Below are 11946 nucleotides of genomic sequence, written 5' to 3'. Positions count from 1 at the left end.
CCTCAGAGTACCTGCGCTGCAGCTGTCGGCGTGCGCGCTGGATGGGCGCAGGCGAGCAGTTGGCTGGACAGCGCCTCGACGCGGATCGGACAGGGGCTGGCACCGGGCTGGTGACGGTTGGACCAGATCAGGTAGTCGGTGTCGCCCACTGGCGCGCCTACGGCCTGGTAGACGTTGGGCAGGATCGGCACGTGGTCGCCGAAGAAACACAGCAACGCCTCGCGCGGCTGTTCGAGCAAGGTGGCGCGCAGTTGCCCGAGCATACGGTCGGCGTTGCTGATGTGCCGCAGGTAGGGCGCGAGGTCGTCCATGCCAGTCAGCAGCGGACGGTCGAACCAGTTCGGCAGTTCGCTGGCGTCGACGGTTTCCAGGTGCAGAGGTCCGTGGTTTTCCATGGTCACTGCGTGGATGAACAAGGGCTGGGTACGAGTCGGGTCATCGAGCAGTTCACGGATCTTCTCGGCCACCGCGCAATCGCCAATGAACGGCCCGGCCTTTTGCGAATCGTTGAAGGCGCGCACATCGATGAATTCGTCGAAACCCAGGGCGGGCAGCACTTGGTTGCGGCCATAGAAACTGCCGTCGTAGGGGTGCACGCAGATGGTGCGATAGCCCTGCGCCTTGAGGTGCGTGGCAATACTCGGCAGGCCTTGGCGGGCCAGCACCCGATACGGGTTGAAGCGGTGTACGCCGAGGCGGTCGCCGGGAATGCCGGTCAGGTAGGCAAATTCGGTGCGCACGGTATTGGCGCCCCAGGCGGCCACTTGCAGCTTGCCCCGCGCCAGTGCTTGCGCGGCAAGGCGGTCGTATTCGCTGAGCACCTGGGTTTTCACTCCGGGCCACAGGTCGCGTACGTCAAAAAAAGATTCACTCTGCACCGATACCAGGTCGGGCAGGGCGGCCGCTGGTGTGTGCGAGGGGGCTTTGCTGAATGGCGAACCCAGGGTGGTTGGATCGACTGTGGCACGGGCGGCCCAGAAGTAACCCCATAGGCTGCCTGCCAGGCCCCAGCGCTGCACATCGGCTTCGGCGTCGAAGGTCGGCGTGCTACGGCGGCGGTGGCCGAGACGCAACAGGAGCAACCCGGCCAGGCCAAGCCACAGTGCGCTGTTGCGGCCACCCGCAACTTCGGGCTCGAAGGTCAATCCGGCCCACAGGTACACCAGGAAACCGACCGCCAGCAGCGCCGCCTTACCGAAACCGAAGAACGGCAGGTACAGCCGCGGGAAGCGCACGGCATCGCTGAAATACTCGAAGTCGGCGCACACGAACGGCTCGCGCAGGGAGTGGTATTTGGCGTTGCTGACCATCACGATCAACAGCCACAACAGCAGTACGTTGATCGCACTGAACAGCGGGCGAGCCGTCAGTGCGTAGAGCACGGCCAGGCACACGCACCACAAGCCGGCGTGCAACCACCAGTTGTTCAGCGGGCGGCGCAGGTTCGGGCGCGGGATCAGCAGGCGTTCGATGAGCACGGTGAGGAGCAGGCCGACTACCGCAGCCTGAAGGATGGACAATTCACTCACTGTAATTCAGACCACGCAGGATGAACGAAGAAAGGCGCTGGGGAATCACCCCTAGCAACCAGGTGCCGAGGTTCAGCGGAAACGGGAAACTGATGCGCCCCTGGTTGGCGGCCAGGCCGCGCTTGATGCGTCGCGCGGCTTTTTCGGCGGTCCACAGGAACGGCTTGGGGCCGGGCATCTCGAAGCACATTTTCGATTCGACATAACCCGGCAGGATCACGTTGATCTTCACCCCTTCCGGCGCCAGCCAATCGCGGATCGCCTCGCCGTAGACCCGAATCGCCGCCTTGCTGGCGCTGTAGGTCGGGGTGACCGGCAAGCCGCGCCAGCCTGCCAGTGAGCTGAACAGGGCGATTTGCCCATTGCCGCGCGCACGCATGGCCGGCAACGCCGCTTCCACGGTGGCCAGGGCGGCCATTACGTTGACTTCCAACAGGGCGCGGCTGTCGTCCCAGCACTCGGCCTCGCCGTTGCTGCCTACGGCGGTGTTGAGGCCGGCACCGACCAGCACCAGGTCTGGCTGCTCGGCCTCGCTGACCCGCCGGACCATGGCACGCAAGGCGTCCAGATCCCGTACGTCGAGGGCTTCGAGCAACACTCGGGCACCGAGGGCGCGGCATTCGCTGGCCATCTCCTCAAGGCGGTCCATGCGCCGGCCTTGCAGGATCAAAGTCACGCCCGGCGCGGCGTAGGCAGGCGCCAGGGCGCCGCCGATGCCGCCCGTGGCGCCGGTGATGAGGATGCAGCGGGGTGCAGACGGGTGCGTCATAGGAAGTTTTCGATTCTCGAAGTTTTAGCCAGCAACACGTCCAGGCAGTTGTTCACCGCCATGTCGATCCCGCAGCCGGTGTAGAAGCCGCCATTGATCTGGGTGGTGTGGATCACGCTATTGCGAAAATCCCGGAACAGCGCCATGTCCGGCGCTTCGCGATGGCGCCAGAAGTCGTCGAGGCTGCCCTGTTGGGTCAGCCCCGGCATGGCGTAGATCGGGTTGGCGAGGGTGTAGGTCGGGCGTTTGTGCAGCAGTGCCGAGGCGCCTGCGGTGCTGTTGACCGTGATCATTCCGGCGATGTGCGACAGCAGCGTCGGCATGTGCCCGCTCTGCAGGAAGTCGACCCGGTCGGCCACGCCATACTGCTTGGCCAGCGCCTGGGTAATGCGGTGATAGTTCACCAGGCCCGGGGTCAGCGGATGGTTTTTCACCAGCAAGCGGACCTCGCCTGGGGCAAAGGCGGCGAACGAAGCAATGACATGGTCGATGACTTCGAACATGTTGGCGAACGCCGAGTGATCCTTGATTTGCGCATCACTGTCCAGTTGCAGCGGCAGCAAAAAGGTCGGGTGGCGTTCACGCGCCACTTCGGTCACCAGCGCATCGTCACGCCGTCCGGCGAACAACAGGCGCACGCCCTGGCGAATGAAACCGGCGTACTCCTTGGCGGCATTGAAGGGCGCGTGGGTGCGGTAATGCGGGAAGCACAGTTTGTTCAGTGCGCCGCCACAGTGGTAGGCCACATCGTGTGCGGCGCGGGAGACGAACGATAATTTGAACGGGCTGCCATTGTCATAGCGCGGTACGTGCTTGCCGACTTCACGGTACCAATCCGGGTCCCGGGGCAGCAGGGAGTTGTTGTTGACTCCATCGCGCTCAAGGGTGATCCAGTAGGGCCGGAAGTAACCTTCTTCGAACACGTGCACACGAATGCCCAGGCGCCGGGCCAGGGCGATGGCCGGGCGATGCACCGGGCGGCAGTCGCCGAACAGTACCAGGTCGGTGATGTCCAGGTCGCGAAACCGTTGGCTATAGAACGCATCGAGCTCTTCTGGGCGCGCCGAAAAACCATGGCGCGAGCCGGCGCTATACAGCACATCACCGACGTTGAAATTGATGCTGTGCACCCGCTGGTCGATCGCCCGCAAGGCCTTCGCCAGTCGCGCGAAGAACGGCGAGCTGACGCCCTGCAGGAACAAGAAGCTGTTGTGTGGCTGAGGCGGAAGAGGGCGATCGGGCGCCCGCGCCTTCAGCTTCTCAGGCGACTGATGCCCAATAAACTGCTCAAGCGCTGTTTCAATTCCTGCCATCTGGATGGTGCTCCTGGCTGCGGTAAAGCATGCCAATTCTGTAATTCGTAAAGAGTCTGTTCTGCAGTGGTAAAGCGGTTGGTGATGCGGCTGACATAGGTGGGGTAGAGCAGCAAGGTGCCGGCCACCAGTTCGTCGAGGTCCAGGCGGCGCATGCGCCTGGCCTGTACTTCGGGTTGCAGGTCCTGATCTTGGGTCAACCCCCAGCCGGCATAGAACGGCTGGCCGTAGGTGGTCACCGGTACGCCGCGCAGCAGGGCTTCGAAGCCCGATTGCGAGGTCAGGACGTGAACTTCGTCGACCAACTCCAGCAATTGTTGCAACGGTGTATCGCCGATCACTTCGTCGCACCAGTTAACGGTCTGCGCCTCGTCGTCGCCTCGGGCGCGGGTGCCAGCCAGTACTTCGGGGTGCGGCTTGTAGAGCACCCAGGCACCGGGGTTCTGCTCGCGTACCGCCTGCAATAATTGCAGGTTGCTGCGGATGCGGTTTGCTCCAAAACGGATAGACGCATCGCCCTCAACCTGGCCGGTTACCAGGATCACTCGTTGTGCCGCGGTGGGGCGTTGCCAGGCGTTGCCAGGCAAGTTGTATTTGGTCAGCCCGGCGTGGCAGATGGCTTCGCGCAGGGCTCGCGCCCGGGCTACCAGCGCTGGGTCAAAGGACTTATTGAGCAAGATGTGTTCCAGGCGCGAGGTGCGCGTGGCGTCGTAATAGATGCCCAGGTCATCGACGACCCACGACAGCGGGCGGGCCTTGCCGGCGCCGAGGCCGACCGAGCGCAGGAATCCGTCCTCTACCCGGCTGACCAATTGCGCATGTCGCGTCAGGTCGCTGTCATGCTTACAGCCCCAGGACACCACTGGGAGAGCGGCGTCCAATGGTTGTGCGGGGTTGACGAACTGAATGGCACAACCATTGAAGAACAGCTTAACCAGTGGCTCTTTCCAGCGACTGAAGCCCAGCATCTGCACGGACTCCGGCAGCGCACTGCGCTGGCGACGCTGCAGCCCGAGCCAATTCATCAGCACTTCTGGTGTACAGGGCTGACCGGTTTCGGGGCTGACATAGCGCGGATAACGCACCAGGCTGGCGTGTATCAACTGCGCAAGGCTGGCGGGTTGGCGCCGTGACGGTGCAGGCAGACGATCCTCGGTCAGCCCCCAGCCGGCGTAGAACGGCATGCCCCAGGTGTGCACGGGGACATTCCACAGCAGGGCATCGAAGCCCAGCTGCGAAGTCATCACATACACCGCGCGCATGTGTGGCAGCAGTTCGGCGGGATGGACATTCTGTACCAACACCTGCACTCGCGGGTGGTTGGCCAGGGCTGCGAGGTCGAAATGCCCGCGCTTGCGCCCGGCGATCACATCCGGGTGGACCTTGAGCACAATGGTGCTGGCGGGGTAGCGCGCCAGGGCGGCTTCGAGCATGGCGCTGAAATCGGCCGCAGTGGCCCCTTGCAGGGACGCATCGGCGAAAGTCTGGTCGGCCACCAGTACGCAATCGGCTGGCAGTTCGGGGTGGGTGATACGCGCGTCGTTGTATTTTGACACTCGCTGCTGTTGCCACAGCTGTTGCAGCGCGAGGGCTCGCTCGGCCTGGGCGCCACTCAGTGGTTCGGCGATAAGTTGCTCGAGTCGTGAAGGCGCGTTGGCATCGTAGTAGACGCCCATGTCGTCGACAACCAGGGAGAGTGGTGGCTCATCGGCACCCAGGCCCACCGAACGAATGAAGCCATCTTCCAACGTCAGGATCGGCAAGTTCGCTTGCGAGGCGTGGGAAATGGCCTTCAATGCACTGGGTTTGCGGCCCCAGGCCATGACACAGTCGACCTGATTCATATCGCCCACGCTCCCGTTATGCAGCGCGTAATCGGGCAGCAAGGCGGGTAGCGTGACGATGCGCTGGGCACCCTTGGAGAGGACCAACAAACGCGGGCGAGGAGAAACGTCATCCATAAACGTGAAGCGCAGATCCATTCGAGTGTGTGCTGTGGAGGTGTTAACGCTGGAGGTCTCCACCGTTAACAAATATCGCGAGGATGTTAATACAATTTAATAATTGGAGAACGGTCTTTCGGACGAATACGCAACATAGATCAACAAAATCCTTGATGACAGTGTGCCATCATTTTCGCCGCGGCGTTAGAGCAAGCTGAGCAAGTAATCATATTTCTGCCGAAGCAGGGGCATGCGTTCCTTGTCCTGGTACTCGGCGATAGTCTCCGGGCGCAGGCAATGGAAGAGTGCATTAAGCAGGAACATGTAGTGCAGATTACGCAGCGCATCGTCGGTATCGAACTCTGCCGGTAATGCTTTGCGATAAGTCTCGATGAACTGCTTTTGTGCGGTAAGAAACAATGTCATGTCCTTACGCCGGAACAAGCTCCCCAGGTAGGCTCCGCCATCGAAACCCACGCGCCCGACCTTGACCTCGCTCCAGTCGATCAATTGCAGTTTTGCGCCATCGACGAACAAGTTTTTACGCAGATAGTCCATGTGACTGATGCAGCGTGGGCTACGACGTGCGGCTCGACCAAGGCGGGCCAACTCGGGCTCGAAAGCCTTGAATGAATCGGCCAGGCCGGCGAAGCGCTCATCGCTCTGCGCCAGGCGTTCGAGCTCGGGCAGGCAGCGGGCGAAGTTGAAGCGCGGGCGCAGCAGGAACCACGGGCGGTAGAAGTCCATGCTCCAGTACAGGGGCGCCTGATGCACTGGACGAGAATCGAGAAAGCGGTGACTGAGGCTTTCCAGTTCAGCGATGCCCAGCGCCAGTTGGGGAGCGATCGCGTGCATGCGCGGCGGTTTGCCAATGACGAAGTCAGTGAAGATCAAGCTTTCCCACGGGGTTTCGATTACCCCCAGGCAGGCCGGGTACTGAAAATGTTCGCTGCCCTCGAGCATCTCCCCGGTGCGATAGAAGCGCGCTTCCTGACTGCCAATAAAAGCCACTTTGCGAATGGACTTTTCCACCAGATCCAAGGTCTGACCATTGCTTGGATCCACCAGGCGATGATGGCGCACGTAATTGACGAAGGAGGCGTTGGAGTCCAGGTCCTGACTGCTAATGGAAAGTGGCTCATTGCCCCAGTGGGGCAGCAAGGCGCGTAAGTGCTGTTGCAGGGTGCCTTGTTGCCAACGGTAGATGATTCTGCGGCCTTGCAGGGGGTGTAGATCCAGATTCATGACTTCAACTTAGGCAAGTGCCGTATGTCCGATTTGTAGCGGTTTTGGTAACAATATGCTGCGTGATACAGATCACTGATTCAACGAAAAGTTTACTAAAAACGCCGCTGCCGTGGCTCGAGGCGGCATTAAACCGGTTAAAATCCTCTGCGTGCAGGATTGGGACTTTGCTAAATGTTGCAAAGACCTTAAAATTCGCCGCTTAACACTACGTTGTTTTCAGGGACGAAAGTCAAACATGAATCACCTCGCTATCGCTAAAGAAGCCCTTATCGCCCAGGCGCAGGCCGTCACTCAGATGGCCGCTCGCCTGGATGGTGAGTTCCAGAATGCCGTCGAGCTGATCTTCGGTTGCAAAGGTCGTGCTGTGGTCTGTGGCATGGGCAAATCCGGCCTGATCGGGCAAAAAATGGTTGCCACCTTCGCCTCCACCGGCACCCCGAGCTTCTTCCTGCATCCAGCCGAAGCCTTCCACGGCGACCTGGGCATGCTCAAGCCGATCGACGTGCTGATCCTGATCAGCTACAGCGGCGAAACCGAAGAAGTGATCAAGCTGATCCCTAGCCTGAAGTCCTTCGGCAACAAAATCATCGCGATGACCGGCAACGGTAAATCGACGTTGGCCAAGCACGCCGATATCTGGCTGGATATCTCCGTCGAGCGCGAAGTGTGCCCGAACAACCTGGCGCCGACCACCTCGACCCTGGCGACCATGGCCATGGGTGACGCCCTGGCAGTGGCCTTGATCGAGGCCCTGCAATTCAAACCGATGGACTTCGCACGCTACCACCCGGGCGGCAGCCTGGGACGTAAACTGCTGACCCGCGTCAGCGACGTGATGCACACACCGGCACCGATCGTGACGCCGGCCACCAGTTTCCACGACTGCCTGATGGTCATGACCCAAAGCCGCATGGGCCTGACGGTTGTGATGGACGACGGTGTTCTGGTCGGCATCGTTACCGACGGCGACTTGCGTCGTGCGCTGCTGGAAGACGAAGGGGTAATCCACACCACCGTCGCTCACTTCATGACCCCCAAGCCGCACACCATCAAGGATGATTCGCAGCTGGCCGAGGCCGAAGCCTACATGCTTGATAACAAGATCCGTGCCCTGGCTGTGACCAACCACGAAAACGCGGTGGTTGGCGTGGTCGAAATCTTCGACTGATCGTATTGCAGGTGCAAAGTTCGGGGTCGAGACGACCCTGAGCTGCCATGTTCGGTAGCAAAAAAAACGGTAGGAGCTAGTGGCTCCTACCGTTTTTTCGTTTCAGTCAGCGAAGGCGACCAACAGATCGCCCGCGCCAGCTAGTCCATCCACTACTGCGCCATCTTCGCCATCACCTGCGCATAACCTGCCGCAGTGCCGAGTACGGCCTCCTTGCCCTGGGCAAACAGAATCGCGTCCGCGACTTCACGGAACGCGCCAGTACCGCCTGCTGCGTTCAGCGTGTGGGTGGCCGCGGCTTTCACGTACACCGGCGCGTCAGCCACTGCGAAGGACAGGGCGCAGGCCGCAAAGGCCGGCAGGTCGATGCAGTCGTCGCCGATGCACGCAGTGTGCGCTGCGCTGACGCCGGCCTCGGCCATCAGTTGATTGCAGGCGGCCTGCTTGTCCTTGACGCCGAACTGGCAGAGGGTGATGCCCAGGTCAGCCACGCGCTTGCGCAGCGTCGCCGAGTCGCGGCCGGACAGCACCGCCACCCGTACACCGTTCTCTTCGAGCAGGCGCATGCCCATGCCATCACGCACATGGAAGCGCTTCAGGCATTCACCCGTGGCGTCGTAATAGATGCCACCATCGGTCAGTACGCCATCGACATCGGTGATCACCAGGCGCACGTCGTTCAGGGTCGGCTGTGGCGCAGGCGCCTGGCCGCTCATGATTGCCCGCACTTGCTCCAGGCACTCCGGTGTATCGACCCCCGGACCGGTCGGTTCAACCAGATACGCACGAATGCAGTAACCAGCCGCCATCAGTCGCAGTTGTTCGAGTTTCTCGGCGTGCTCGAGCATCGGTTGCGGCAAGCCGCTGTAGTCGGCCAGCACTTCGCGACGATAGCCATACACACCTACGTGCTTGAGGTAGTGCGCAACTTCGCCATCCCGTGGGTAGGGGATCGGTGAGCGGCTGAAATACAGGGCGTTGCCGTTGTTGGCCAACACCACTTTCACGGTGTTGGGGTTGCCGGCTTCGTGCGCATCGATCGGGTGGCACAGGGTGCCGACCTTCACCTGCGCATCGGCGAGCATGCCGGCCGCGAGGGCTTCGATGTCGGCTGGACGCACCAGCGGTTCATCACCCTGCAGGTTGATGTAGATGTCCGCGTCGACCTGGGCCATGACTTCTGCCAGGCGGTCGGTGCCGGACGGATGGTCCGGCGAGGTCATTACACATACACCGCCGAAAGCCCGCACCGCTTGCGCGACGCGCTCATCGTCGGTGGCTACTACCACTACCTGGGCATTGCCCACTTGCAGGGCGCGTTCGTAAACGTGCTGCACCATCGGCTTGCCGGCAATGTCGGCCAGCGGTTTGCCCGGCAGGCGTGTCGAGCCATAGCGGGCCGGAATGACGATCGCGACCCGTTGTTCTGTACTTGCCATGTTCACAATCCTTGCGTCAAGAACCGCTGTTTCAGGCAATGTTCAGCGGGGCGAACGATTTGATCAGGTCATCCAGAGCCTTGATCTGTGCCAGGAACGGCTCAAGTTGGTCCAGCGGCAGGGCGCTAGGGCCGTCGCACTTGGCCTGGTCCGGATTTGGGTGAGCTTCCAGGAACAGACCGGCGAGGCCAACGCCCATGCCAGCACGAGCCAGTTCGACGACCTGTTCGCGACGACCGCCGGACGCAGCGCCCGATGGATCGCGTTGCTGCAGTGCGTGGGTCACGTCGAAAATGATCGGCAAGTCATCGCAGGTGCGCTTCATCACGCCAAAACCGAGCATGTCCACCACCAGGTTGTCATAACCCAGGCAGGTGCCGCGGTCGCACAGGATCAACTGGTCGTTACCGGCTTCCTTGAACTTGTGCACGATGTTCTGCATCTGCGACGGGCTCAGGAACTGCGGCTTCTTGATATTCACCGGCTTGCCGGTCTTGGCCAGGGCCACTACCAGGTCAGTCTGGCGTGCCAGGAACGCAGGCAGTTGCAGTACATCGGCCACTTCGGCAACCGGAGCGCACTGATAGATCTCGTGGACGTCGGTGATCACCGGTACGCCGAATTCAGCCTTGACCTTTTCGAAAATGCGCAGGCCTTCTTCCATGCCTGGGCCACGATAGGAGTGGATCGAGGAGCGGTTGGCCTTGTCGAAGCTGGCCTTGAATACGTAAGGGATGCCCAGCTTCTCGGTGACGCGCACGTATTCGGCGCAAGCGGTCAGGGCCAGGTCCAGGGATTCCAGGACGTTGATGCCGCCGAACAGGACGAAGGGGGCGTTGTTGGAGCATTCGATGGTTGGGGTGATTTTGATCATGATCGTATTCGCATTAAATGATGATTATAGCAGTCAGTAACTGACTGCATTATTCTGAAGACTAATATTAGTTGCACGCCTATGCGTGCTGGCCGGCTAGATAATTGACGAGCTCGCGGTAGGTCTTTTTGTTTGCGAAGAGTTGTTTCGCTTTGTTCTGGTTGGCTACCCGAATGCCGTAACATTTTTTTAGATTGAATTCGTACTTTGAAATAAATTCAATGATATCTTCAGGCTTTTCAACAATTGTTGAGGGGAACTCCGTGCCTAAGCACTCTTGGCCAAGTTTGTTCGTGACCAAGTGCTTGCCGGAAAATACAGCTTCAACACTTTTGAAATTAAGGCCGCCCTGCACCAGTACCGGGTTAAGTGAAACATCGATGTTATTGTAAAATTCACCGATGTTGTTTACGAAGCCCAGCGGTACGATATTGGTGTCAAGAAAGATCTTTGGCAGGATTTCTGCGGATTTGCAAATGGAGCCTGCTATGAACAGCTTGCTGTCTGGCGAGTACTGTTTTATCGCAGGCCACCAAATGTCCAGGATGTGCACCAGGGATTTTACGTTGGCCGACATCTGGCCGCCGATAAAACCGAAGAACAGAGGTTTTCCGTGCGGGCGAGACTTGACCTGCGAAAGCGCATAATCAAATCCGGAAGACGCGCGAATAACATTGGTGTTAACGGATTTTTTTAGGGCTTTATTTAGAATGTCTTCATCTGATACTGATATCGCAAGCACCGAATCGCATTTTTTCAACTCGTCGAGTTCGCATTTTTTTTCAGCTAAGCTATTGAAGAAAATGCGCTCCTTGCGATTCAAGATATCATCGTTCCGGGTGAACTGGACATCATGGGTGTCGCAAATGACTTTGAAGTTATCGCTGTCATGTATTATGTATTCAAGTGCGCCCATCATCCACGCATAAGAAACGATAACTGACTCGTATTTGTTTGCGAGATGGAGCGAGTTTACCCAGCGTTTGCACGACTCTGTTGGGCGAGTATTCAAACGCTCCGAGAATAGCTCGGGAAGCTCTTTTGATTTGCCCAGGAAAGTTCGTGCCTTGGATTCAAGGTAGCGCTTGGTGTTTACGGTGGTGCTATGTTTTTTCTTGTTGTTTTTATAGATGTAAACATTATTACAAATTGTTTTTAGAGCTGTTTGGTATTCGCTTTGTTTTACATTTTTCGGGGTGGTGATCAATACGTCAACCAGGATGCCATTCTTGCCGAGGTTGACCAGCAAATTGAATACGCGCTGATGTGACCCTAATGTCAATGGCAGGATGGAGCCGGGGAATACTAGCAGGGTAGATGCTTTTCTGTTCGGGTTGAGCCTATACCGGGCGAGTTTACCATCGGTACGGATATGCCAAACATTTCCAAGGCTGTTGGAAAAAAAGCTGTTGAGCATTTTTTCGTCGACAGAAAAATTGTCCGGTGCAATCAGGATCAAGTCTTGGGCGCTGCAGCAGAAGTCCAAAAAGGCTTGAGTATCCTTGGCGTCCTTTAAATTGGGGTGTGGAGTTACTTTTTTTAGATTTAATCCAATGTAAGTGTTGTCTTTGTTCTTGGACAATAGCTCGCTGACTGTTGCTTGCTGAGCGGCGTTGATAGTATCAATAAAGATCGCAATTTTTTTCATGAGTATGTTCTCTGG

The 11946-nt window shown here is 58.9% G+C and carries 9 protein-coding genes; 1 reads left to right on the top strand and 8 read right to left on the bottom strand.

Annotated features, from left to right (window positions below; genetic code table 11):
• Nucleotides 1–2: 2 nt before the first annotated feature.
• From PspS04_RS18120 to PspS04_RS18100, 5 genes are all read right to left on the bottom strand, one after another.
• Entirely contained in the window at nt 3–1529 is a 1527-nt protein-coding gene (locus PspS04_RS18120; RefSeq protein ID WP_159996994.1) for an LTA synthase family protein, read from the bottom strand.
• Nucleotides 1522–2298, bottom strand: coding sequence for an SDR family NAD(P)-dependent oxidoreductase (locus PspS04_RS18115; protein WP_095165283.1), 777 nt, complete (start codon nt 2296–2298; stop codon nt 1522–1524). Before PspS04_RS18115 ends, PspS04_RS18120 begins: the two co-directional genes overlap by 8 nt.
• A complete protein-coding gene (locus tag PspS04_RS18110; RefSeq protein ID WP_159996992.1) occupies nt 2295–3611 on the bottom strand; it encodes a capsule biosynthesis protein in 1317 nt (438 codons plus the stop codon). Before PspS04_RS18110 ends, PspS04_RS18115 begins: the two co-directional genes overlap by 4 nt.
• Nucleotides 3551–5572 (bottom strand): capsular polysaccharide biosynthesis protein, encoded by a 2022-nt coding sequence (locus PspS04_RS18105; RefSeq protein ID WP_159998876.1) that lies wholly within the window; start codon nt 5570–5572, stop codon nt 3551–3553. The genes PspS04_RS18110 and PspS04_RS18105 overlap by 61 nt, the downstream gene beginning before the upstream one ends.
• A 186-nt stretch (nt 5573–5758) precedes the next feature.
• Nucleotides 5759–6799 carry a phosphotransferase gene (locus PspS04_RS18100; RefSeq protein ID WP_159996990.1) on the bottom strand — a complete coding sequence of 347 codons (1041 nt, stop codon included), beginning with the start codon at nt 6797–6799 and terminating at the stop codon, nt 5759–5761.
• Between the two features lie 238 nt (nt 6800–7037).
• Between PspS04_RS18100 and PspS04_RS18095 the strand changes: the two genes are divergently transcribed.
• Complete coding sequence (locus PspS04_RS18095) at nt 7038–7970, top strand: KpsF/GutQ family sugar-phosphate isomerase (RefSeq protein ID WP_159996988.1); 933 nt, start codon at nt 7038–7040, stop codon at nt 7968–7970.
• Between the two features lie 152 nt (nt 7971–8122).
• Here PspS04_RS18095 and kdsB read toward each other — a convergent pair whose 3' ends face one another.
• The 3 genes from kdsB to PspS04_RS18080 all read right to left on the bottom strand — a co-directional run bounded on the left by kdsB (nt 8123) and on the right by PspS04_RS18080 (nt 11931).
• Nucleotides 8123–9409 carry a 3-deoxy-manno-octulosonate cytidylyltransferase gene (gene kdsB / locus PspS04_RS18090; RefSeq protein WP_159996986.1) on the bottom strand — a complete coding sequence of 429 codons (1287 nt, stop codon included), beginning with the start codon at nt 9407–9409 and terminating at the stop codon, nt 8123–8125.
• 31 nt (nt 9410–9440) lie between these two features.
• On the bottom strand, nt 9441–10283 hold the full coding sequence (gene kdsA / locus PspS04_RS18085; RefSeq protein WP_159996984.1) for a 3-deoxy-8-phosphooctulonate synthase: 843 nt from the start codon (nt 10281–10283) through the stop codon (nt 9441–9443).
• Between the two features lie 79 nt (nt 10284–10362).
• Nucleotides 10363–11931, bottom strand: coding sequence for a glycosyltransferase (locus tag PspS04_RS18080; protein WP_159996983.1), 1569 nt, complete (start codon nt 11929–11931; stop codon nt 10363–10365).
• Nucleotides 11932–11946: the final 15 nt, after the last annotated feature.

The sequence above is a fragment of the Pseudomonas sp. S04 genome, assembly GCF_009834545.1.
GTDB lineage: Bacteria > Pseudomonadota > Gammaproteobacteria > Pseudomonadales > Pseudomonadaceae > Aquipseudomonas.
This window is presented reverse-complemented; position numbering and strand designations above follow the sequence as displayed.

Bases quoted from the DNA above. Each gene is read 5' to 3' on its own strand.
- PspS04_RS18115 (WP_095165283.1), bottom strand. From the start codon at position 2,298: ATGACGCACCCGTCTGCACCCCGCTGCATCCTCATCACCGGCGCCACG.
- PspS04_RS18110 (WP_159996992.1), bottom strand. From the start codon at position 3,611: ATGGCAGGAATTGAAACAGCGCTTGAGCAGTTTATTGGGCATCAGTCG.
- PspS04_RS18105 (WP_159998876.1), bottom strand. From the start codon at position 5,572: ATGGATGACGTTTCTCCTCGCCCGCGTTTGTTGGTCCTCTCCAAGGGT.
- PspS04_RS18100 (WP_159996990.1), bottom strand. From the start codon at position 6,799: ATGAATCTGGATCTACACCCCCTGCAAGGCCGCAGAATCATCTACCGT.
- PspS04_RS18095 (WP_159996988.1), top strand. From the start codon at position 7,038: ATGAATCACCTCGCTATCGCTAAAGAAGCCCTTATCGCCCAGGCGCAG.
- kdsB (WP_159996986.1), bottom strand. From the start codon at position 9,409: ATGGCAAGTACAGAACAACGGGTCGCGATCGTCATTCCGGCCCGCTAT.
- kdsA (WP_159996984.1), bottom strand. From the start codon at position 10,283: ATGATCAAAATCACCCCAACCATCGAATGCTCCAACAACGCCCCCTTC.
- PspS04_RS18080 (WP_159996983.1), bottom strand. From the start codon at position 11,931: ATGAAAAAAATTGCGATCTTTATTGATACTATCAACGCCGCTCAGCAA.